General features: G+C 45.8%; 19 protein-coding genes. 8 read left to right on the top strand and 11 right to left on the bottom strand.

Annotated features, from left to right (window positions below):
- Positions 1 to 229 precede the first annotated feature (229 nt).
- Both F0231_RS09835 and F0231_RS09830 read left to right on the top strand, forming a co-directional pair.
- The gene (locus F0231_RS09835; protein ID WP_171759554.1) at positions 230 to 1,375 is read left to right on the top strand and encodes an efflux RND transporter periplasmic adaptor subunit; all 1,146 of its coding nucleotides are present in this window, start codon (positions 230 to 232) and stop codon (positions 1,373 to 1,375) included.
- A 9-nt stretch (positions 1,376 to 1,384) separates the two neighbouring features.
- A complete protein-coding gene (locus F0231_RS09830) occupies positions 1,385 to 4,510 on the top strand; it encodes an efflux RND transporter permease subunit (RefSeq protein ID WP_171759553.1) in 3,126 nt (1,041 codons plus the stop codon).
- Between the two features lie 98 nt (positions 4,511 to 4,608).
- On the opposite strand, the gene F0231_RS09825 is transcribed toward F0231_RS09830, so the two are convergent.
- The gene (locus tag F0231_RS09825; protein WP_171759552.1) at positions 4,609 to 4,839 is read right to left on the bottom strand and encodes a glutaredoxin family protein; all 231 of its coding nucleotides are present in this window, start codon (positions 4,837 to 4,839) and stop codon (positions 4,609 to 4,611) included.
- A gap of 124 nt (positions 4,840 to 4,963) precedes the next feature.
- On the opposite strand from F0231_RS09825, the gene F0231_RS09820 reads away from it, so the two are divergent.
- Genes F0231_RS09820 through F0231_RS09810 form a run of 3 tightly spaced genes read left to right on the top strand, consistent with a single transcriptional unit; the run spans position 4,964 to position 6,737 of the window.
- The gene (locus F0231_RS09820) at positions 4,964 to 5,467 is read left to right on the top strand and encodes a M48 family metallopeptidase (protein ID WP_171759650.1); all 504 of its coding nucleotides are present in this window, start codon (positions 4,964 to 4,966) and stop codon (positions 5,465 to 5,467) included.
- Positions 5,468 to 5,471: 4 nt separating this feature from the next.
- Positions 5,472 to 6,518, top strand: coding sequence for a 23S rRNA (adenine(1618)-N(6))-methyltransferase RlmF (gene rlmF / locus F0231_RS09815; RefSeq protein WP_171759551.1), 1,047 nt, complete (start codon positions 5,472 to 5,474; stop codon positions 6,516 to 6,518).
- 27 nt (positions 6,519 to 6,545) lie between these two features.
- A complete protein-coding gene (locus F0231_RS09810; protein WP_171759495.1) occupies positions 6,546 to 6,737 on the top strand; it encodes a hypothetical protein in 192 nt (63 codons plus the stop codon).
- Positions 6,738 to 6,740: 3 nt separating this feature from the next.
- Here the strand turns inward: F0231_RS09810 and pilW are convergent, their stop codons facing one another.
- On the bottom strand, positions 6,741 to 7,466 hold the full coding sequence (pilW, locus tag F0231_RS09805) for a type IV pilus biogenesis/stability protein PilW (protein WP_171759550.1): 726 nt from the start codon (positions 7,464 to 7,466) through the stop codon (positions 6,741 to 6,743).
- Between the two features lie 121 nt (positions 7,467 to 7,587).
- Here pilW and F0231_RS09800 point away from each other — a divergent pair, with 121 nt between their 5' ends.
- Positions 7,588 to 8,391, top strand: a complete 804-nt coding sequence (locus tag F0231_RS09800; protein WP_171759549.1) for an alpha/beta fold hydrolase — start codon at positions 7,588 to 7,590, stop codon at positions 8,389 to 8,391.
- A 10-nt stretch (positions 8,392 to 8,401) separates the two neighbouring features.
- Here F0231_RS09800 and metA read toward each other — a convergent pair whose 3' ends face one another.
- A complete protein-coding gene (gene metA / locus F0231_RS09795; RefSeq protein WP_171759548.1) occupies positions 8,402 to 9,340 on the bottom strand; it encodes a homoserine O-succinyltransferase in 939 nt (312 codons plus the stop codon).
- Between the two features lie 129 nt (positions 9,341 to 9,469).
- Between metA and F0231_RS09790 the strand changes: the two genes are divergently transcribed.
- Together F0231_RS09790 and F0231_RS09785 are read left to right on the top strand one after the other, a co-directional pair.
- Positions 9,470 to 9,865, top strand: coding sequence for an ATP-binding protein (locus F0231_RS09790; protein ID WP_171759547.1), 396 nt, complete (start codon positions 9,470 to 9,472; stop codon positions 9,863 to 9,865).
- Complete coding sequence (locus F0231_RS09785; RefSeq protein WP_171759546.1) at positions 9,841 to 10,278, top strand: DUF3859 domain-containing protein; 438 nt, start codon at positions 9,841 to 9,843, stop codon at positions 10,276 to 10,278. Before F0231_RS09790 ends, F0231_RS09785 begins: the two co-directional genes overlap by 25 nt.
- Positions 10,279 to 10,297: 19 nt before the next feature.
- Here the strand turns inward: F0231_RS09785 and F0231_RS09780 are convergent, their stop codons facing one another.
- The 8 genes from F0231_RS09780 to F0231_RS09745 all read right to left on the bottom strand — a co-directional run bounded on the left by F0231_RS09780 (position 10,298) and on the right by F0231_RS09745 (position 23,912).
- Positions 10,298 to 11,689, bottom strand: a complete 1,392-nt coding sequence (locus F0231_RS09780; protein ID WP_171759545.1) for a vWA domain-containing protein — start codon at positions 11,687 to 11,689, stop codon at positions 10,298 to 10,300.
- A gap of 9 nt (positions 11,690 to 11,698) precedes the next feature.
- Positions 11,699 to 12,238: a TadE/TadG family type IV pilus assembly protein gene (locus F0231_RS09775; protein ID WP_171759544.1), complete on the bottom strand. Its 540-nt coding sequence runs from the start codon at positions 12,236 to 12,238 to the stop codon at positions 11,699 to 11,701.
- A gap of 9 nt (positions 12,239 to 12,247) precedes the next feature.
- Positions 12,248 to 12,763 (bottom strand): TadE/TadG family type IV pilus assembly protein, encoded by a 516-nt coding sequence (locus tag F0231_RS09770; RefSeq protein WP_171759543.1) that lies wholly within the window; start codon positions 12,761 to 12,763, stop codon positions 12,248 to 12,250.
- Positions 12,764 to 12,910: 147 nt separating this feature from the next.
- Complete coding sequence (locus F0231_RS09765; protein WP_171759542.1) at positions 12,911 to 18,916, bottom strand: VCBS domain-containing protein; 6,006 nt, start codon at positions 18,914 to 18,916, stop codon at positions 12,911 to 12,913.
- 280 nt (positions 18,917 to 19,196) lie between these two features.
- Complete coding sequence (locus F0231_RS09760) at positions 19,197 to 20,360, bottom strand: ABC transporter permease (RefSeq protein WP_171759541.1); 1,164 nt, start codon at positions 20,358 to 20,360, stop codon at positions 19,197 to 19,199.
- On the bottom strand, positions 20,357 to 21,520 hold the full coding sequence (locus F0231_RS09755) for an ABC transporter permease (RefSeq protein ID WP_171759540.1): 1,164 nt from the start codon (positions 21,518 to 21,520) through the stop codon (positions 20,357 to 20,359). Before F0231_RS09755 ends, F0231_RS09760 begins: the two co-directional genes overlap by 4 nt.
- A 16-nt stretch (positions 21,521 to 21,536) precedes the next feature.
- A complete protein-coding gene (locus tag F0231_RS09750; protein ID WP_171759539.1) occupies positions 21,537 to 22,514 on the bottom strand; it encodes an HlyD family secretion protein in 978 nt (325 codons plus the stop codon).
- A 9-nt stretch (positions 22,515 to 22,523) separates the two neighbouring features.
- A complete protein-coding gene (locus tag F0231_RS09745) occupies positions 22,524 to 23,912 on the bottom strand; it encodes a TolC family protein (protein WP_171759538.1) in 1,389 nt (462 codons plus the stop codon).
- Positions 23,913 to 24,015 lie beyond the last annotated feature (103 nt).

Genomic DNA, 24,015 nt, shown 5'->3' with positions numbered 1-24,015 from the left:
TTCGCTGGTGTGAAATTCTTTAACTTATAGCCTGACACTACTGAAGTGTCGGGCTTTTTCTTTTCATGAAGAGAATGTATTGAGTAAAATTGATAAAGAAATCTTATAAAATAGACAGGCTTTCTTGGATAATTTTCTTTGAGTTGGTGTCGAAGCTTTACTCATGCGTACGATCCAAAGAGATCTGCGAACGAATGTTTGTGATTAAAAAAACTAACAAGGAACACAAATGACGACTAAACCGTTACGTTGGTTATTGCCTCTAATTATCTTAGGAGGCTCTTACGCGGGCTATCAAGCTATCGCTTCAAGTGGTCCCGAATCACTAGACAGCAAACCACCGAAAGCTCCACCTGTAGTGAAAGTTGCTACATTGCACTCTAGTGATCATAAAGTCGTGATTACCAGCCATGGAGAACTTCAACCTGTAGAAGTCACTCAACTCTCAGCGCAAGTATCTGGCGAGGTCACCAGTTGGCACCCTAATTTTGTGGTTGGTGGAATCGTGAAACGCGGAGAAGTGCTGTTTAGCGTTGAAAGTGATAACTATCAAGCGGCGGTGTTGCAAGCCGAAGCTCAATTAGCAAGTGCTAGAGCGGCTTTAATCGAAGAAAAAGCGAGAGCAGAAGTCGCTAAGCGTCAGGCAAAAAAACTCCCTGAAAAACAGGTGACGGACCTCTATTTACGCAAGCCGCAGTTGCTCAGTGCCGATGCTCAGGTGAAGTCGGCACTAGCGGCACTTAAACGAGCTAATCGTGATCTTGAAAACTGTAAAGTGATTGCACCATATGATGCCCTTGTAATCTCAAAAGACATTGGTGTTGGCCAGTTTATCTCCGCAGGTGCTCATGTGGCGACCTTGAACAACGTTGAAGCGGGGGAAATTCGCATACCTATTGCAGGGTTTGATAGCGCCTTTTTACCGAAAGATTACGCGGGCCTTCCTGCACAAGTTATTCAAAGAGGAATTTCTAATACTCAGCGTGAAGGTATCATTGACCGTGACCTCGGTGTGATTGATAGCAGCACACGAATGATCAATATGGTGGTTCGAGTTGAAGACCCTTATGCGATTGAAAGCGACCATGATCCGATGCAGTTTGGCTCTTATGTGGAAGTGCAGTTTTCAGGTAAAGAGCTCAAACACATCTATCGTCTGCCTCAGGAGCTCGTCAATAATCGCCAAGTCTGGGTGGTGAACGGCGACAATCAGTTGGAACCAAGAGTCGTCAACGTGTTACGTGCAGAAAAAGAATTCATGCTGATAAACCAAGGTCTTAGTGACGATGATCAGATTGTTTTGACCGTGCCTGAATATCCGCAAACTGGACTGCAAGTTGAAGTGACTGTTCAAGATAGTCAACTCAGCAAGTAGGGAGGCGTTATGGAAGAGTCGAAACAGAAAGGGTTGATCGCCTATTTCGCTAATAACTCCGTTGCCGCTAATTTAATGATGGCGTTCATTTTGATTGTGGGCACCGTTAGTTTCCTGTTTATTCAGCGTCAGATGTTCCCAAACATTGAAGTGAATTACATCAATGTCAGTGCGCAATACCCAGGGGCTTCACCTCAAGAAATTGAAGAGAGCATTCTGATTAAGCTCGAAGAGTCGATTAAAGATGTTACGGGCATCAAAAAAGCGGTATCTACTGCTTATCGAGGAAGCGGCAATATCGAATTGGAGATTGGGGTCGATGAAGACATTGACTCTGTATTGGATAAGGTTAAGCAAAAGGTAGATTCAACCTCCAATTTCCCTGATGCCATGGAGCCGATCCAGGTTTACCAATATGAGTGGCGACAAGATGTAATTGAGATGGCGTTGGTGGGTGACAGAACCTTGCTCGAACTTAAACCCATTGCCAAACAGATCGAAGATGAGTTGCTGCAACTGAACAATGTCGCTCTGGTGGAATTGGGTTCACCTGATTATGAGATAGCGATTGAAGTAGAACCGAGCGTTTTGCAGAAATACAGCTTAACGCTCAATGATGTCAGTAAAGCAATTCAGCGCTACTCGGCTAACTATTCAGCGGGTGAGGTCAGAACGAACGCAGGGATGATCTCGGTACGTATTGAGAACCAATATTATAGCGGTGAAGAATTTCGCGATATTCCAGTAAAGATCGGGCCGAATGGTGGAAAAGTATTACTTCAAGATATCGCTACGATTAAAGACGGCTTTACGGAAGATGACCGTTACTTCCGATACTCCGGTCAAAACGCCATGTATCTGTCGGTGAAGGCGACGAAAGACCAAAATATGGTGACGGTGGCTGAATCGGTCAAAGCCTACATTGAGCAGAAGAATCAGACTCTACCTGCCGATCTCAAGATCAAAACTCTCGTCGATATGACCTACTACTTGAACGCTCGACTCGACATGATGTTGAAAAACTTGCTTCAAGGTGCGGTGCTTGTCGCATTAATGTTGAGTCTGTTTTTGCGCGTAAAGCTTGCGATGTGGGTAATGGTGGGTCTTCCTGTCTGCTTCTTAGGCGCAGTTATGCTGATGCCAGCGATTGGCGTTAGCATCAACATCATCTCACTGTTTGCCTTTATTATGGTGCTGGGTATTGTCGTTGATGACGCCATCGTTATTGGGGAGAGTGCGTACAGCGAAATAGAAAAGCATGGCGGTGGTATTGAAAATGTCGTTCGCGGAGCTAAGCGAGTCGCGACGCCTGCGACGTTCGGTGTACTTACAACGATGGCTGTGTTCGCGCCTTTCCTAATGTCAAAAGGGATAGAGCGAGCCTTCTTCTTTGGTATTGCCTCTATCGTGATCTTGTGTCTGTTTTTCAGTCTGATTGAGTCCAAGCTGATTTTACCGTCGCATTTGGCTCACACGACATTTAAGCCAATCAAGAAAGGCAGTTGGCGAGACAGATTTAACACGCGTTTCTTTGGCTTTATCAATGGTCCATACAAGCGTTTTATTCAATGGTGTACCCATTGGCGGTGGAGCGTATTTGCTGGCTTTGTTGGCGTGCTTGCAGTGAGTATCGCATTGGTGATGGCTAGCTATGTTCGTGTTGTGCCATCACCTAAAGTTCCTCATGACTTCCCGAGTATCAAATTGGTGATGAATGACAATGTGTCGAGTGAGCAAACCATTGAAGCCTTAAAGCTGATCGAATCGACAGTACTGACTGTTGATGAGGAGATTGAACAAGAAACTGGCCAGAAAATGGTGCGTGATATTCTCACGTTCAGCCAAGGCAGAAAAGAAGGGCGTTTGGTGATTCCTTTGGTCGATGAAGAGCTAAGGCCGTTCAACACGTTTGAATTGGCAAGGCGATGGCGTGAACGCATTCCGACGATTCCGGGGTTAAAGATGCTGAATGTGTCGGATAACGTTAACGATGATGAAAAGGGCGATGAATTCGGCTTTTTATTATACGGCTCAGACATTGAGAGCTTAAACGCCGCTGGTCGCGATCTCATCATTGGTCTTCAACAGCAACAAGGCCTGTTCGACATTTCTTCTTCTATCGATTCTGGTAGTCAGGAGGTGTTGTTGTCTCTTGCTCCCGTTGCTTACGATCTGGGCTTGGATCTGTTTGATATTGCCACGCAAGTTGGCGGAAGTTTCTATGGCGGAGAAGCACAACGCGTACTACGTGATGGTGAAGAGATCAAAGTCATGGTGCGTTACCCGAAACTGACCCGCGAAGCTTTTTCGTCACTGCGTTACGCCATTATCACCACCCCAGAAGGTAAAAAGGTGATGCTTGGCGACGTGGTTGAGATCAATCAGAAGCCGGGTGTGAGTAGTATTCGCCGAGAGGGTGGATATCGCAGTGTTTACGTTTACGGCTCCATTGATGAAGAATTGGTTGAACCTAATGAGATCGTTGAGCAGATCAATAGCGACGTTATACCAGAGATACTGAGTCGCTACCCAGGCGTGAAAAGTGAACTTGGTGGCACTATTGAAGAGCAGCAAGCTCAGCAAAATGAGCAAATCATCTTCTTTATTGCCGGTATGATCATTGTGTACATCTTGCTTGCCGTTCCACTAAAAAGCTACGCGCAACCACTGATTATTATGTCCGTTATTCCGTTCAGCTTAACTGGCGCAATATGGGGCCACTATTGGTTTGGGCTCGACCTTAGCATGATGTCGACCTTTGGCCTTATTGCGGCTGCGGGCGTAGTGGTGAATGATTCTTTGGTGATGACTGACTACGTTAACCAAGTGAGAGCTAGGGGAGTTAGCATCAAAGAAGCGGTGATAGAAGCGGGCTGCGCGAGATTCCGAGCGATTACCTTGACCTCAATTACCACCTTTGTTGGTGTCTTGCCGATCATGTTCGAGACGAGCTTGCAGGCGAGATTTGTGATTCCAATGGCGGTCGCACTTGGCTTTGCTGTGTTGTTTGCAACCTTACTTACTTTGGTACTTGTCCCTTGTTTATACCTGATGCTTGAGGATATAAAAGGGTTGTTTACCAAGTTGAAAAACCTCGTGACTGGTAAACGAGGAAAACCACAAGCCACAGCGTAAGTATTGCACTTGTACGAATAACATTTAGAAATAAGGCCTGAGAATCAAATTGACTCTCAGGCCTTACTAATTGTGAAGTTTATTGGCGATGTTCGCGTTTACTTAGCGTTATACATCTTCTCAAAGTTACCTGGATTCCAACCAATCATAATGCGGTCACCAATTTTAAGAACAGGCAGAGAGCGTGCACCGATCGCATCTAGCTCTTTACGGCCGCGCTGCATTTTCGCGTTGGTCAGTCTGTACTTATAACCCTTAGAATCTAAGTAACGCTGCGCGTCTTTACAGTGTGGGCATTTGTCTTTTACGTATAGTACCAAACGTTTCATGGTGGTTTCCTGCGGTTATCTATGGCGCAGAGTTTAACGAAAAGGCCGTGAATGGCAAGTGTGAATAGGTTAGACTTACCGCCCTTAATTTTTGCCGCTGATTCAATGGCTCTTAACGGTGACTATGAACCCTCTACTTCGCTACATTCAAGGCTATCCTGAACATATCCTCACTCCTGTGACTCAAATGATTGAGTCGGGTCGTTTTACCTCTTGGTTTGAAAAACGCTACCCAAGCAATCACGATATTAAAAGCGAGAAAGCTCTGTTTGAATATACGATGGCGATTAAGAATCGTTATATGAAGAAGACGGCGCCGCTTAGCAAAGTGATTTACGACAGCAAGATCCACCTGATCAATAATGCGTTGGGTTTGCATACTTACGTCGCGAAAGTACATGGTGGCAAGATTAAGTCGAAAAACGAAATTCGAATTGCCAGTATCTTTAAGAATGCCCCTGAGCCACTGTTAAGAATGCTGGTGGTTCATGAGTTAGCGCATATTAAAGAGAAAGAACACGATAAAGCGTTCTACCAACTTTGTTGTCACATGGAACCGGACTACCATCAACTAGAGCTTGATGCTCGTCTGTACATGATTTACCAAGAAATTAATAAGAAAAAGTAGTGCTATGACTCGTCCAAACAAACCTCATCGTCAAAGTAAGCCAACGAAAGATGCCAGTACCCCAACTATGAAAGTGGTGACGGTTAAAGGTAAGACTGGTTTACATAAGCGCAATGTCCATCAAGGCCGTTATGACTTCGCTAAGTTGGTTGAGGCGTTACCTGAGTTACAAACGCACGTCATCAAGAATCCAAAAGGCGATGCGAGCATTAATTTTTCCGACCCTCTAGCGGTGAAGCTACTCAACAAAGCCTTGCTTGCCTATCACTACAACGTCACTGTTTGGGATATTCCCGAGGGCTACTTATGTCCGCCTATTCCGGGGCGAGCAGACTATATTCATCGATTAGCGGAGTTGCTAGGCAGTGAGAACGGATCGCTCAAACACAATCAGGTGAGAGCGTTAGATGTTGGCGTTGGTGCAAACTGTATCTACCCGATTGTCGGTGCTACTGAATATGGTTGGCACTATGTTGGTTCAGATGTTGACGCGGTGTCTGTCGAGAACTCGAATAAGATTGCTCAAGATAACCCTGTGCTGAAGGGGCGTGTCGAGAGTCGCCTACAAAAAGAGAGTCGTCATTTTTTCAAAGGTATTATTCAACCCAACGAATTCTATGACGTAACGACGTGTAATCCGCCGTTTCACAAGTCTTTGCAAGAAGCGCAGCAGGGTACCGAGCGCAAGATAAGAAACTTATCCGCGAATAAAGATAAGCGCGGTCAGGCTAACATAAAATCGCAAGCGAAGGGTTCACCTATACTTAACTTTGGTGGACAAAAAGCAGAACTTTGGTGCCCGGGCGGTGAAGCTGAGTTCGTGAAAAACATGGCGTTTGAAAGCCGAGAGTTTGCCAAGCAAGTGTTGTGGTTTAGTACACTTATCTCGAAAAAAGACAACGTTAGATGGTTACGTAAAAACCTAGAGAAAGCGGGCGCTCAGGAAGTCCGCATTGTCGAAATGAGCCAAGGACAAAAGGTGAGCCGTTTTATGGCATGGACCTTTAAGAGTGAGTCTGAACGCCAGAAGTGGTTAAAGCTTAAGAGCTAACGACCTAGCAATAGAGGAGTAGGGTATATGGAGTTTGAGATTTATATGCCCTGCGAACCTGACTGGGTGTGTGATAGCTTGCTTTGGTTATTCGCGCTTCTGCTTATTGCTGGTATTTTGGGTTTTATCGTCATTGTCTATAGAGAGCACCACACAATAAACGCCAAACTCGCCCACTACAAACGGCGAAAGAACCAAGCTAAACAGAGACGCAAATAGTGATTAGCCTGTAGACTGCTCCAACTTTTCCAATTCACTGCGATATTTATTCTCTAGCGCTTTATTTCCTGCCTTTTGTTCCAAATCGACCATTAATCGTAGTGATGGCTTACGTAGACCATAACGCTTATGAAACTGCATCAAACGGAGACGAGCTTCGGTGTAGGCTCCACTATCAATTTCTAACTTAGCAAGATTGAGCATTGAGCTCGGGCGATTCGGTTGATGATCCAACGAGCGATTGAAATATTGCGTGGCTTGTTCGTTGTTACCTGCCTTTAACGCGCAGAACGCCGCATTTTCGTAGCTGGCTGAAATTAAGTAGTAGTAGGGTTGGTCAATGGCTTTATTGAAGTATTTGTCGGCCAGTGTGTACTCTTCTTGTTTACACAAAAATGTACCGTAGTTGTTCAACACATTGCCGTTTCTAGGGTGCTGTCTTAATGCCGTCTTATACAGCTTTTCAGCAGAATCATCTTCACCGACTTGCTCAAAATAGTGCGCCATAGAAAGCTGTGCACGGTAGAAGTTTGGATCATGGTCTAAGGCTTTTTCTAGGTTTTCTCGTGCTTTTATCATGTTACCTTGTTCTAAATATCCCATTCCTAAAGCAATGCGTGCTTCAGAGCGTTGTTTATCACTTGCCTGTGGGGTATCAGAATTGGTTGCGTCTACGGTGACACAGCCCGAGATGAGCAAAGGGAAGAGAAGTAACAGTGTACAGCGCATAAGCCTAAAACAATTTTGTGAGCGTTGTGAATATATTACGCAATTTGTTCGGTCTGATTAGTAGGTCCATGTAACTATGCGACAAGTATTGCATTTAGTTGTTGTTATGTAAGGAGATAGAGTGAAGCGCAGTTCGGTAATAGCCAAAACAGTAATCAGTTTTCTTGCTGGGTTTGTAATTAAACCTTCTTATGCAGTTGAACATGACTTACCACTCAATAAAACCGATGAGGGGCTCGCCTATGTTGCCGCTCACAATCCTAATGCCTCCACACGGGTGATCTTTATCCATGGTTCACCGGGAAGTCACTCAGCCTATTCGAGCTACTTGACGGATCCGAGATTGCTTAAAGGTAACGAGCTGTTTGCAGTTGATCGTCTTGGCTACGGCGCCTCCGAATCAAGGTTGGTCACTAGCATAGAGAGTCAAGCTAAGGCGATACTTCCGCTTCTTTCTCATGATAAGGCTAACGTAATAGTGGGGCATTCTCTTGGCGGGCCGATTGCGCTCTCTCTTGCCTTGCAAAGCCCTGATTTAGTGTCTGGACTTGTACTGGTTGCTCCTGCGTTTGAGCCAAGTCTCGAAGAGCCCAAATGGTACAACATCATTGCAGACAGTTGGTTGGTGAGTTGGGCGTTAAGTAAGGATTGGGCGACGTCTAATGGCGAGATGATGCCACTATCACAAGAGTTGGAAAGGCTTAGTAAACAAGACTGGAACGAGCTTGATTCTATGCCTGTCACTCTGATTCACGGTGTCGAAGATACGATTGCTGATCCAAGGAACTCAACATACGCTCGGCAGAAACTGATGGGACGAGAGAAAAGGCTGATTGAAGTTGAAGAGCAGGGGCACTTTATTTTGTGGCAAGATGCCCCTTTTGTATCGGAAGAGATATTGAAACTAATCAATAAGTTGAATTAGATACTATCTTTTAGTCTTTTGTGAAGTTGGCTTCGCTGAACTTATCCAAATCGTAAGGCGTTTGTTGGTACACGCAGTAGTTTAGCCAGTTCGAAAATAGCAGGTGTCCATGGCTACGCCAGCTCGCAACAGGTTTATTATCTGGGTTGTTGTTCGGGTAGTAGTTGACTGGAAGAGCAGGCTCCATCCCTTCACCTAAATCACGGACATATTCGTTATGCAGAGTATGTGAGTCGTATTCTGGGTGACCCGTTACAAACACATTTCGTTTATCTTTAGTAGCGGCTAAGTAAACGCCTGCCACGTCAGACGTCGCTAAAATATCTAAGTCCGTGTGCTCGCCTAAATATTCCGCTGAAAAGTCAGCGTAACGGCTATGAGGCGCCAAGAAGGTGTCATCAAAGCCACGTAGCACTGGGTGGTAAGGCTGGTGGATCCTGTGGTGATAAACTCCAGACAACTTGTCTTTGCGAGTACGTTTTGGCAAATCATAGAGCAGTTTTAAACCCGCTTGAGCAGCCCAGCAAACATACAGCGTCGAGGTGACGTGCGCTTTTGCCCAGTTCATGATGGTTTGAAGGTGTTCCCAGTAAATTACATCTTCGAACTGCACAAGACCAAGAGGTGCACCAGTGATGATCAACCCGTCAAAGTTACGATCTTTGACCATTTCAAACTGGCGATAGAAGTTATCTAAGTGCTCTGTTGGTGTATTTTTGCTTGGTCTATCGTCGATACGCAGAAGTTCGATATCAACTTGAAGTGGACTATTCGACAGTAGACGCAGAAATTGAGTTTCCGTCTCTATTTTCTTAGGCATAAGATTGAGGATCAATACCTTAAGCGGACGAATTTCCTGTGTTGAAGCACGAGATTCTGGCATCACGAAGATGTTCTCGGTACGTAACACGTCAGATGCAGGTAGTTGATCGGGGATCTTAATTGGCACAGCTTACTCCCTAAGCGGTATTATGGACGTCTATACTTCTAAACTTAACTCAATCAGAATGAGATGTCGATAGCAATTTCAGACCAATCTATATTAAGATTTGGCTCAAGCAGTTCACTCAACTCTACTATGACATTAAAACTCACACTAATCCGAGGACTTCCAGGCTCTGGAAAAAGTACCTTGGCCCAAGCGCTACCAGTGCGACACTTTGAAGCCGATATGTATTTTGTTAACGAGCAAGGTGAGTATCTATACCAAGCTGATAAAATCGGTGATGCGCATCAATGGTGTAAAACAATGACACGACAATCCCTCGAAGCCGGAGAGAGTGTGGTCGTCTCCAACACCTTCGTGCAGCGTTGGGAGATCGCCCCATACTTTAAGATGGCCAAGCAGTTAGGTGCGAAATTTGAAGTAATTGAGTGTCACAACAACTACGGCAACATCCATGGGGTAGCGCCGGAAACGATTAAAAATATGAAAAAGCGGTGGCAAGAATGGCAAAACGAAGCCCAGTCGTAGAAATGACCTCTTACGGTATTTATCAAGAGTGGGATTCGAAATCCAAACACTTACCAAAAATTAAAGAGTTCACGACCAAAGTGCCGGCCGACGAAGAGATCGAGTTTGGTTTCATCGTCAACATTAAGAAAGCCAAAGGTGAAGTGATTGAGTTCTGCATTGATCACCCGGGAGTCAAAGGAAAGAAAGGACAAACATTAGAACCCTTTACCGGCGATCTGCATGTGGGAAGCAACGATTGGGACTTTTACCTCGGAGACACCATTCAGTTGTTAGATCCTATTGATGGCTTTGAATCAAACATTGGTAAATGGCGTATGAGCATTACGCTTAATGGCCGTGTTATCGCGGACAAAACTTTTGATGTATTTGCCCGCGACGAAGGTGAGTTCTGGAAGAGCCGAGGTTTTTAGATTTCGTACAAACCTAAAGCTACAACGTGAGTCGTATGATGACATTCAACATTTCATCAAAACATGGCCCAAGCGCGTCCTCATCGACAGCATGGCAGTAAACCCCCTCTAATTGGTCTGAACGATAGTCACCAGCTAGGTCTGTATCTTCGAGCATTCGAGGGTCGTTCGCCATTCTAAGTAATAAATCTTCGCCTATCTCGCTATCAGGACCTGCTGCGGATGTTAAAGACGAACCTAGCCCAAGCGTAAATACATAGATTCCTTCTGCGCGAGCTGCTGTCGCCATATCTTCGACTAGATTTCGTGCAACTCTATTTACTCGAGTGTAGAGGTCGCTAGCTGAGTGAGAGAAGCGATTATATTGGTTGACCGGACGATAAGGATGATCAGGGTAGAGCACTTTAAATTCTGTCGCATCTGAGTCGTGAGCTGTGTAGTAGTCAGGCATTGAGACTAAATAATCATCAATATTGCTGCCTAAATAGCCATAGCCTGACAATTGCGTAGAGATTGAATCATGTCGCCAGAGTCCTCTTGGTGTACCGCTAGAACCATCACTAGATCGAATAGCACCTGTGTAGTCTGTGCTGGTGAATGAGTAATCAAACTCTGAAGCGAAAGTGTTCGGGGCGCCATCTGTGAAGAAGACAATGACTTTCAAGTTTGCAGGGTCTGTTACATTTCTCAATGCATCAAGCGCGCGGTATAAGCCTTCAGAAGCGTTGGTATATTGTGGGTTAGATGTAGAACCAAAATTAAACGCGTCGATGGCTGAAGTGATAGAACTGCGGCTGTGGCCTCGAGTTGATTGAAAGGTAACAGGTACTTCAGCACCAAATGCGTATTTAACCAGCGCGACTCGGTCAAAGTTTTCGTTAAAATTGCTGATAAAGTCTTTTGAGCGCTCTACAACATCGTCAGTCACATCACCTATCGAACCCAGTCTAAGCGACGTTGTGTTATCAACGACTAACACTAGGTCAACTGGGCGTCGCACGGTTTGTGCTGTCGCCGCGATGTTTAGGCTAGAGTGCCCAAACACGCCAAGGAAAGTAGTATCGACCTCAGAAGTCGCAGCGAGGTCGATCGTTACGTTGCCAAACGTATCATAGCCAAATGTTACGGATGGGGAGACTGAAGTGCTGCTGTGATAACCGTTTGGTAAGTTTGCTGTGAACATTTTTGTGGCAGCAGCACGGGCGGCGTCTTCGCCTTCAGAGACAGAACGCGCAGCGGCTATGCCAGCGGCATCAATCGCAGCAAAGAGCTTCGCTTTTACTAAATAAGCGCGTCCACTATCAATCGCTAAACCTGTCGCCAAAATAATAAACGGAGCGGCAATCACACTGATTAACGCGACCAATCCTTTGTTTTTACGAGTTTGAAATATACGTTTTTTTTGAGACATAAATCACCTCTACAAATAGGTTAAGTCACTCATCACAAAACCACTATTAATGAAGTAGCTTGTAAGAGGTGAGTATTGGTAGTGAACTTCGACGACATAAACAGATTCATTAGCTTCAAGTGCTATAGGAAAGTTGCTGAGAGTGGGAGGAGGGCTAGCAATGTCGCATTGATTATCAGTCCAGCTACCGCATTGATCCCAAATAGCGCTGCTATGAGATAGCCCGCCGTTACTCCAGATATGCTGCTCATTGATATAAGGGTCTTCGTCCTCTTGCCCGGTTACAAGAGTGATGTACATGACACCATCTTGAGACAAATCCAATCCGCCTGACGTTTTAGCGACTAAGGTCATGATGTCATCGGGGGAGTGACTACTGGTACGAGAGACGAGGTTAGCGCCCTCACGGGTAATACCGATTAGTATGCTATTGGCTTGCAAGTATTGCGTCAGCTCGATCGTTCCACCAATAAGAAGAAGTAAAAATGGAGTGACCAAGGTCATTTCAACTGCCGCAAATCCTTTAGCTTTTGATTTTAGTTTCATCATATGACCTCACTAGAAAGACTCATTCCGCATGGCGGTGCTCACGGTGAACTTGTATTTCCCGCTTTCAACAAACGGATAAATGAGGGGGCTGAATGTTGGCCAAGCGCAATCAAGATGAATAGCAATGATGTCGCCAGCACCGCCAAATCCAGCTACGGCATTTCCGTCGATGTCTTCTACTCTGATGTCTTCATCCACATTGAGTACTTGTTCTAGGTAGCCATCTGCTGCGTCAGACATTTTTTGCAGTATCGCTGCTTCTCTACTGCCTAGGCCATCTGGGTCAAGATCTGAGCGACCAGTAACAGCATACCGAGCACCTTCGCGAACAGAGTTTTGCATCGTCAACTTAACAAAGTTGTAGACGGAGAGGTCAACGACAGTAAAAAACAGAACAAAGAAAAGAGCAGCAACAAGACTAAATTCAATGAGTGTTGATCCGCATTGCTTACTCTTTGTCGAAAACCGCCCAATGAGACTATCTTGGCGATTCTTAATCTTAGTCTGACACTTACTTGTGTCCATATCTGTCTCCTTCACGGCAAGGGGTATTCACAAGTAATAAATCTCAAAGCTCGATTTGTGCTGTATCCCTTGTTGTGTTCGCCTCCGAACGATTGCCATTGTTAAGATTTGACGCTCGTTCGGATGAACACACTTCATTGTTGCTACTTAATCTTCTCGGACGATAAATATGTCGTTTAGATTGGTCATCACTTCGGTAGCGGTTATACCTGTAAACTCAATCGTGACACTGTCACCTGACCCATTTGCAACCTCTACCGTTGAACCAGAGTTATCTAAGTTGTTTTGCGCGGTGCTAGAAATGGCAGCCAAGATATCATCCGCTTCGGCTTCTGACGGATTATCAAACAAGTCAGTAAGGTCGACTTTATCTTGTTCAGTCACACTGAAATCCGTAATGACATCTTTAGAGCCGTCGAGATGAAGGTCGAGCCAAGTAAAGATATCTGGGCCAGTACCACCAGATAGGGTGTCATTACCTTCACCGCCGATTAACTTATCCATACCTCCCTGGCCATAAAGGACATCATCGCCTTTACCACCATCCAATGTATCGTTACCCCCTTGTTGATTGTCTGATTCACCGGAGAGGTTGAAAGTGACGTGATTCTCTTGGATAAAACTATACAGTTCGTCATCGGTTGGTGGCACACCGTTTATCTCTGTAATCAGGCTGACTAAACCTGCAAGCCCTGCATCTTCATCAGGCAAGTCGTCAGGTTTGTCTGGATTAGAACCGCCCCAAGGTAGATCATCAGTATTGATAGCATCACCAAATATGATGTCGTTGCCACTAAAGCCTTCAAGGATGTCGGAGCCTAGGTTACCAAGCTGCTGGTGGCTTGACTCACCGATGAGTGCGGTTTCTAGCTGATCTTGTGTCGTAACAATTTCGACCTGCCCAGAAGGTTGAAGCGTATTATCAAACTTCTCTAGCGTGGTCGTTGGTATGTCATTACCAATACCAATGGCACGTACACTACTAATCGCGGCAACCAAGTTGTAATCATCGAGCGCATTGTTGACATCGGCATCTTGCTCTGACCCCGTTGAGCCAGAATCATCTCCATCGTAGGTAGTAGGGATACCGTCTGTGAGGAACAAAGTCACATTCTCAAAATCTGGATCTGTTTGACTCGCAAACCATGAATTTGCCTGCTTGAATGCTGCTTCATAGTTGGTTGCTTCGCCGACGTCTTCTTCTCCGTCTCCATCGGCATCACCAATAGAGAGATTACCTATAGCCGTAACTAATGAGTCGATCCCCCCAGCTTGATTCAAGTCCTCAATATCAAATGCAAGTGTCGCGGTACTACCAAATGCGATAAGTGCAATATTGAGTGTGCCACCGTGATTCGATAGCTGATTAACGTAAGTTGTGAGTGCCGAACGCATAACACTTAAACGAGTGCCGCCGCTCATTGTGGCATCCATACTGCCAGAAAGATCGGTCATGATAGCGATGTTGTAGTTATTGGCTGGGACGATGATGGTTTCATAGCCACCGGGATCGCCCATGATAATATCATCACCACCATGTCCAGACTCATTGTCATTCTCTGGCGTACCAGTCACCAGAATACCCTCTGGCGCGATGCCAGATTCGAAGGTAATAAAGGCGTTATCTGTTGCTCCATCACTGTCCGTAGCGGTATAACCTACAGTTTCAGTTACTTCAGCGGTGATCACTTCTACGCCTTGGAAAGTGACATTCGAGTTTCGGGTCGGGGAGTCACTACCCGCTTGAGTAGTGAACACTCTGATCTGATCAAATCCGTCCGTGAAGTCGATATGAGCGCTAAATTCACCAGAACGGTCATAAACGCTGCCTGGATCGTCGTCATCATCGTAAATCAGTTCTTCAACCACATTACCATCACGCATCAGCAATACGTGGATTTGCGCATCAGCTTGGTGACCATCATTGTAGTGCCCCCAAACACTACCAAAATCAACCTTAGCTTCGGTGATAAGTACCTCGGCATTCCCACCTGATAGGCTGGTAAAGTCGACATCTATATAGTCTTTTGCAGTGACATCAAGTTCACGGTTACCTACTCCTAAACCGGTATGCTTTGCGGCACCATCATAGTAAAGAAGGGCAGAGGACAACGCTTGCGGATTATCAGGTTTAAAGCCCGTGTAGGTGCCACCTGAGATAGTGACCCCGCTTGCTAGAGTGAAGGAGCTTACTGTTCCGTTGGCGTAATTACCTCGAAAATCATCGGCGGCATCAAAACTGAGCATTTCACCAAGATTTGAAACTTGTTCGAACTCTAAAGTCGATTGATCAGTCAGACTGGTAGACGTGGTGATTGGGTTACGTCCGTTTTGATCGATCAGATACACAGTACCAAACGTAGGGAGTTCATTGATGTTAATCGTTGTGACTCGACCGTCACTGGAGGAAGCATCATCTTCCACATCCGTGACCACATCAATTTGGTTACCTTGGCCGTCGTCTTCCATATCAAAGTCGAAGTTCTGTACATTGCTGTCACCAGACACAGTCACGACAAAATCGTATGCTTCTACTGGCTCATTTGCCCCTTGGATTGTCACGGTGATCGTCGTCGTCGAACCATCGATGGTCTGCACATCAAAGGTTTCGGTTAACGTATCGGTTGTGGTTAGCACCTGAGCAGCAGCGTTGTTTAGGGTAAATGTCCAATCTCCCGTTGTTTCATCGAAGCTGAACGTACCATATGTCACCACTTGGTCGTTCATCGCTACAAAACCTGACAGACCAGCCTCAGCATTGGTTATCGCTAATGTGCCACCGACTTGTTGGGTTGTCGCATTATTACCGTCAGTGTCCCCATCCTCCGTGACTGTGCCTGAGACTGGCCCAGAAACGATCGGGGAGTCATTGTCTAAAATGGACGCTGTATCACTACCTGACAAATTGATAGGTTCTGGTGTGTCTCCAATAAGGCCTGTGGCAGTGACATCAAGTGAAAACGTCTCATTCCATTCAAATAGAGCATCATCGAAGGTTCCAACACTGACAGAAATATTGGTAACGCTACCGTCAATCACCAGTTGTCCGCCATTGGTGACAGGAATAACCTGTGCTTGGCCAAATTCGTCTGTGAACGAGACCGTTAAAAGACCATTTTGCAAGAAGTCGGCAATTTCGGCATTGTAATCCGCTACGTTTAAATCAAACGTGTAGGTCAGGTTGCCATCGACTGTTTTGTCTAGAGCGACGTTAAAGTTGCTAGGGCTTCCTTCGGTGACAGCGCCTAAACTTGTCACGGTGAGGTCTGGAGTATCGGCATTGTCTTCACCATCACGCTCATCTGTGATGGTGGTGGTATCACTGGCTGATAGCGATAAAGGCTCGTCGTTGTCACCAATCAAGCCATCGGCAAGAACTTCCAATTCAAAAGTTTCAGTGCCTTCAAAGATGTTGTCATCAGCGGTGAGCACTTTGACGTCTAAATCAAGCACACTACCGTCGATATCTAGCGTGTCGCCATTACTGATGGTTTTCTCTTGATCGACACCGTTTTCATCGGTGTAAGAGACCACGATTTGGTTAGTGAGTGGGAAGTCGGCTAATTCAGCACTGTAGTTGCCAACATTGATGTTGAAGGTGTAGGTGATAAGACCATCGACTTCATTTCCGAGTTTGACGTCAAATAGGGCTTCACCGCCTTCAGAGACCGTATTTGTACTGTCTACAACCAGTGTTGGTGTATCAGAGTTTGGCCCTTCATCGTCGTCACGCTCATCCGTGATGGTGGTGGTATCGCTGGCTGATAGCGATAACGGTTCATCGTTGTCACCAATCAAACCATCGGCCAACACTTCCAGCTCAAAGGTTTCTGTTCCTTCGAAGATATTGTCATCTTCAGTGAGTACTTTGACGTCTAATTCGCGCACGGTGCCGTCTATGTCTAGCGTGTCGCCATTGCTGATTGTTTTCTCTTGATCGACACCGTTTTCATCGGTGTAAGAGACCACAATTTGGTTGGCGAGTGGGAAGTCGGCCAGTTCAGCACTGTAGTTGCCAACATTGATGTTAAAGGTATAGGTAATAAGACCATCGACTTCATTTCCAAGTGTGACGTCAAATAGGCCTTCACCGCCTTCTGTGACGGTATTGGTACTGTCTACAACTAGTGTTGGGGTGTCAGAGTTCGGCCCTTCATCGTCGTCACGTTCATCCGTGATGGTAGTGGTGTCACTGGCTGACAGCGATAACGGTTCGTCGTTGTCACCAATCAAGCCATCGGCCAGCACTTCCAGCTCAAAGGTCTCAGTGCCTTCGAAGATATTGTCATCAGCGGTGAGCACTTTGACGTCTAAATCACGCACACTTCCGTCGATATCGAGTGTGTCGCCATTGCTGATGGTTTTCTCTTGATCGACACCGTTCTCATCGGTGTAAGAGACTACGATTTGGTTGGTGAGTGGGAAGTCGGCCAGTTCAGCACTATAGTTGCCCACATTGATGTTAAAGGTGTAGGTGATAAGACCATCGACTTCATTTCCGAGTGTGACATCAAATAGGGCTTCACCGCCTTCTGTGACGGTATTTGTGCTGTCGACAACGAGTGTTGGGGTGTCAGCGTTTGTGCTTTCTTCCTCTTGCTCAGGCTCTTCTATGCGGTCGTCAGTAATTGATGCAGAGCCCGAACCTGAAAGTGAAAGCTCTTCATCGTTATCCCCAACGGTGCCTGTAACAGTGACATCGAGTTCGAAACTTTCGGTGCCCTCAAAAATGTTGTCGTTGAACGTATCTACACTGACTGTAAGATTCGTAATGCTGCCATCGAGAACTAGCTGCCCGTTATTCGCGACCGTTTGAGTCTGTGGATTGTCATTTTCATCAGTGTATGAAACCGTTAATTGACCATTCGCGAGAAAGTCTTCTAGCTCTGCACTGAATTCACTGACGTTTAGACTAAATGTATACGTGAGATCGGCCTCTACCGGATTGCTGAGTGAGACATCAAACTCTGATGGATTGCCCTCAACGACTAATTCCGCATCTTCGACGGTTAAAAACGGACGGTCGTTATCGGTTTCTTCTCCGTCACCATTGTCGACAATGCTACTTGTTACACTGCCGCTGCCGATAAGTCGTGATACTGAATCAACACTGATAGTAAAAGACTCACTGCTTTCAAAAACGTCGTCTTGAATCGTTGGTAAAGTGACCGAAATAGATGTGACCCCTGCAGGGACATCGACGGTTCCATCCGGGTTCAGTGTTAAGGTTTCTCCTGTATTCGCGACGAGCTGCAAGCTGCCAATATCGTTCTCTTCTGCAGATAGGAGGTTAACTTCAAGACTAAGAGTGGTGGTTTCATTCGATGCTTTGTCAAAGCTAATCAAATAACCTGCATCGTCCCCTTCATTGATCTGAGTGTCACCCGTGATAGATATTTCAGGGATAGGGTTGACGATGATGTTAACTGTAAGGGTATCGGTACCCCCAAAGCCGTCTGAAACGAGGACGGTAAAGCTGTCATCACCATCAAAATTAACATTAGGAGTATATTCCCAGCTGCCATCAGCCCCAACATCAACAGAGCCATTAGCAGGAGCGGAATCAAGTGAAAAAGTGAGGTCATCTTCATTCGGGTCTGATGCGGTTAGTATGCCATCAACCGAATTATCTTCATCAGTGGTGACACTGATGCTTTCCCCTAACGGATCATCATTCGCACCATCGGTAAAAAATGGGGGTTGTTGAAACTCTCTGAATTGATCGAGAAGGGTAAGGCTTTGGGTTTCGGAAAGGCCTAGAGAGGTCAATCCATCGGTATCAAAATTGGTTGATGCAATGGTTTCGGCACCATCACGGTCGATACTACCCGTCGTAGTTAGACTCGAACCGTCTCCACCCCCTGCGGCGGTTGCGAAGTCTTCACCGAGCTGAGTTGGGTCCTGTCCGCCTTCTAAAGCGGCAAAAATATCTTCTATCTCGTTAGTGATATCCTGAGCAGCGCCGTCTTGATTGATGAAATCCACTTGAATATCACCAGTGTTACCGTCGGCGGTTCCTTCTGCTGTGACTAAAACCTCTCCCGGTAAAGGGGATTCTCCATCGGATAAAACTCGAACGTTACCGTTTTGATCAACGGCGATGATTTGACCACCAGCAATATTTGCTGCTGCGAAATACTTATATAGACCCATAACACCACTCCAAGTGCAGATGTTCTCTAAATGACGGTCATCGTATGTGCACGGCTGCTTACGATAACTAAGAGAACTTGAGTGAAAAGGCGTTTAGACTTCGCACTCAATTTCGCTGCTAAGTTTAGTGTTCGATATTAGGTATGTTATTTCGAATAATAATTAGTCACAATTATTATTGCTGATAATTTTATAAATTAAACTAATGGCTTATATTCGTATTTTGGGTTGTGTCGCTAGTTTACGTTGAGATGTCTTGCGAATTATTTTTGATAATTTCTCATTTATGAAACACGTCATCCTGCAGAACAACCTGTTTTAGGTGTGAATTCCTCACTTGCCACAGGGCGATCGCAAACCACCCGAAGCTTTGCAGCCAAAGTAGAGTATAGTTGCTGGAAATGCTTCTCCATTCACCACCCATCTGGTTGAGCGTTAGAAAACTCTGTATCGCTGGCGTACTTGGAAACAGTTTGGACAGCCAAACTATCACTGGCGGAATTGACTCAATTGGCCAAATAAAGCCGGCGCTGAATACTAATGGCATTGAGCTTATCAAAACGACTAACGTGACTAACTCTCTTCTGGGTGTAATTGCTCCTAACCAAACTCCGATAGAGGCTGATGCGATCAAAAATGGCAGCAACAGTGTAAGCAATTGTGATGCTTTCGCGAGTTGACTAACCCCATGCATCGTAAAGCTCGCCCCAAAGTAATACATGGATAGTAGATAATAAATCACGATTAAAACTAGAATTCGGACGATTAACAGAGAGGCTGGGTTTACACGATTCCAATACCCAGACCCTTGTTTTTGCGTGCCACCAATAAGCCCTGCCGCCATCGCGAGTGTTTGTTGAAGGATCAACACAAACACAGCAGGCACCACATAATCGACATAGCCCATACGAGGATTAAATGTTGGTTTTAGATTGAGCGTTGTCGCCGAGTAGTGATGGGATGCACTGATAATCGGTTCACCCTCGATGACAAGCTTTGCCACTTTTGTTTGCGCAGCCAATGTCCCACCCGCTTGAGCTAGCCCTTCGACGATAGTCCCGTAGACAAGAAAATAGGAAGCATCACCAGCGTACGAAAGAGTAGGGCTTTTACCAAGCAACATATCTTTATAAAAGTGCTCAGGAATGACCAAAATGCCACTTACGTCCCCTGATAGGAATGCTTGGTGTGCATCTTCTAACGTGTAGTCCCTTCGGGTGACAGTCACTTGGGGTGTGGCATCGACCATACGTTCAAGCTGAAAACTGGTTTGGCTTTTATCCAAGTTTACAATGCTAATGTGTTGCTCTCTTGGTGTCTGATGGCTGTAAGGGAGCGGATAGAGAAATGAGTAAAATAGTACGCCACCAAACATGGTCAGCATGACCACTGGATTAGTCAGTAGGGCTTTAATTTCTGCCTTGAGCAGTTCTCGCAAAGTCATTGTATTTTCTCCTCTGCGTTTACCAAGGTAGTCGTTTTTAAATGCTTATTGATTAGCAAAACAGTTAAAGCCGCGGGTACTAAATATCCCAACGTAGGTAATAAATGCTCGATTGAAACAAGCCAAGGTTGACCATAACTAACTTGGCTGACCTGAACTTCTATGTAGTGGCTAACTGGCAGTAAGCTACGCCAGATTTGGGCAAGGCTGTTCATGTCGGTGACAGGAAAGGTGATGCCCATAAAAGCAAAGCTTGGCGCTGTAAATGCTCCGGCGAAGCTCATCGCTCTTGCTGCATCCAGTGTGAGAAAGAAAAACAGACAGCCCATTATCATACACGCGAGGATCGTCACCAACTGCGCAAATACGAGAGTGATAAAGCTACCATTCATTGGCCACTCAAAACCGATGTAAAACCAACACAAAAATCCAAATCCCTGTAGTGCGAAAATCAAGCTATAAGGAGTAAGTGTAGATATGAGACTTTTAAGTGGTTTATGCCCTAGCCAAGACTGTAACCCTCGGTCTCGCAGATTGGCGGTAAGCACTAAGATGGTTGAAACCACGATAGATATTTGCCACAGAGCAGGGATGATCGCCGATACAAGAAACTGTGCGTAGTTAGAGTTCTTGTTAAACAGTGGGGTAATCTGAGTTTGAACAGTAACGGCATTGCCTGTTGCCGACAACAGAGTAGTGCCGCCTTGAGCTAAGTTGGAGACAGTCATTAACTCTGCGTTGAAGGTACCTTGGGCCTGCAAGAATGCCGAATTGAGCAACTTGCCAATCAAGATCATTTGGCTGTTATAGAACACGCTCACTTGCGGCGCATTTTGTTTGTAGATATCAGAGTCAAATTTAGTCGGAATGACGGCGTATGCGTACACTTTCCCTTCGACCAATGCTTGTTTAGCTTCAAGCGAGCTGGCAAAGTGCTCAGTTACCTTCATTGCAGGCGTCGCATCATAGTAGCGCACAAGGTGTTGAGACAATGTGCTATTAGAGTGATCGACAACGCCGATAGGCAAGTCTCTAGCAATGCCTTGCGAAAAAATAGCCCATATCATCCACGCCAGTAAAAGCGGTAGCCAAGTCAAGCAGGCGAGCAGCCACTTGTCTCTACGTATAATGGAGAATTGTGAGTAGCGCATAACTTGCATATCTGCACCCACCAATTTAGTTGAGCTCTACCACTAAGCTCATCCCCATACGAAGGTCATTTTGAGGCTGAGTAGGGCGGGCTTCTACTTCAAAAGTACGTAGGTCAAAGCCTTGAGACGCATCTGTTGAACGCCAAGTCGCAAAGTCACCCATAACCGCAACGTGAGTCACTTTAAACTCAATTTGTTTGTCTAAAGCAGGTAGGTAAGCAACAAAGGTATCCCCTTTATTGAAATACTTCAGCCAATCTTCACGCACGTTCAGCATTGCCCAAGAATCTTGCGAGTCTATGACAGTCACAACGGGAAAGCCTTGGGGCGCGAGTTCGCCACTTTGAAGCAAAACCTGAGACACTTCTCCTGAGAACCAACTCTCAATGGTGGTGTCGTTTGCGTAAGCCTCTACTTCAGCCACGGCACCTGCGGCCATTCGAGCGTTCTCTGCTGCCGCTAACTTGGTTTCACTACGAGCGCCTTCCTCTGCCATTTGATACATCTGGAATGCGGCACTTTCTGTGTACTTAGCCGCTTCCCACTGTGTTTTGGCTTCGTCACGTTTTTGTTCAGCGATCACGCCATCTTTGTAGAGATTGTTCACGCGTAGGTAAGTCTTTTCCATCAAGCTTGCGGCTGCTTTGGCTTTTTGCCATTGATCTTTGGCCGCTTGGATTTGCTGGCTACGTGCGCCTTTGTTCGCCTCCATCGCAAGAGCTCCTGCCGCTTTTTGCCCCGCTTTTGCTTGCTCCAGTTTGGCTTCGATCTCCGGGCTATGCAGAGTAAAGACAAGCTCGCCTTTGTCGATCATATCGCCTTTGCGCACCAATACTTGATCAATACGGCCCGGCACCTTTGAGGAGATACTGTATTGCTGCGACTTAATTTGGCCTTGAAGTCGAACTGGCTTTGGTTGGTATGCTTGGTAAAAGCTGTATCCGACCCAAGATACGATAGCAACTGAAACGGCAGCGAGAACGAAGGGTTTTGTTTTTTTCATCTTTGGGCCCTATGAGCGTGAAGGTTTAACGGCGTTATGTTGGTACTGAGAGAAGGTATCCATCTCTCCTGATAGAGCTAACAATTTCGCGAGTGATATTAGGTAGTTAAAACGCGCTGCAGCCTGCTGAGTTTGAACGCTAGCTACGTAAAGCTGAGCATCAACAACGTCAGTGGAAGTTGATAATCCTTGTGAGAACGCTTTTTGGCGCAGCTTTAGGTTTTCATCAGCTAGCGCAATACTTGATTCCAACCCGCTAACTTCTTCTTTTGCCTGCTCGGCTTCTAAATAGGTTTTTTGAACCAGCACTGACAGGTCTTGCTTGGCTTGTGCTTTTAAGTGTTTTACTTGGGTAACAGCACTGTGAGCCGCCTTAATTTGGTCGCTACGGCCGCTAGTTTCAATGAGTGGTATGTTGACCCCAACGCCAACTAGCCAATCAGGTTTCATTTGGCTAGCGAGGGAGTCATCTTCATGCAAGCTGTAGTCCCCATAAAGATAGACTTCAGGGTAGTACTTTCCTTTCTCCGCTTTAATAAGGCTGGTGGCCTGTTTCTCTTTTGCATCTAGGAGAGCAAGCCCAGGGTAGGTTGCCAGTGTTTGTTCTATGAACGCATGCTGCTGGGGAAGTGAGTCATTGGTAAACAGTGTGTCTGAAGGCTCAACAGCGGAGGTTTGATTGAGGATCTGAGTGAGTGCGGACTGGGCGATTTCAAGGCTCTTTTGCGCCTTTTTCCGTTCGATAATCGCTTTGTCTAATGCTGACTCTGCTTGTAGGCGTTCTACACGAGCAATTTGGCCTTGCTGTTCAAGCTTCAAAGCATTATCGCGGTGCTTTTTAAGACCTTGTTCAACTAAAGTGCGTGTTTCTACGACATCTTGAGCCAACAGTACAGAGAAGTAGTACTTGGTTAAGTCCTCGAACCTTGCTTGAGTTTCCATCGCCAGCTCGCTTTGAGCCTGTTCTTTCTTGCCTTCCGCAGCCGATTGGGCAGCGTTGATTCGACCCCCTGTAAAGATTGGCCAGATAGCACGGATTGAAGATGTAAAAATGTCTCGTTCAGTAATGGTAGAGGTGACATCGTTGAACAGTGGCAAAATGGCTTGCCCAATAGGCGATACGTTACTGAGTGAGTCGCTGAGCTGTTCGCCAGATAAGGTCACATCATTATCTAATCGAGTGTAATTGGCACCAATAGAGACGGAAGGGAGGTTAAGGTTGCCTGTTGCATTTTGTAAGTGCTGATAGCGTTCGACATTAGAACGTTGAGCCGCGATGGAGTTATTTTCTTGCTGCAGTACTTGCCATGCTTGTTCAAAGCTTATTGCGGCCGAATGAGCAAGCGGAGAAGTAAGACTAATGCAGCCGACTAAAAACGCGAGTGGACGCAAAGACATAGCAACATACCTTGATTACCTTTTTAAAATTAGAGTTTATACTCTAATTTAATTTTTAACAATCAAGATACACAAAAAAGGGGCCAAATGACCCCAAAACATA

This window comes from Vibrio sp. RE86 (genome assembly GCF_013114545.1).
Lineage (GTDB): Bacteria > Pseudomonadota > Gammaproteobacteria > Enterobacterales > Vibrionaceae > Vibrio.
The sequence above is the reverse complement of the archived record's forward strand: the minus strand, read 5'-3'. Positions and strand labels throughout refer to the sequence as shown.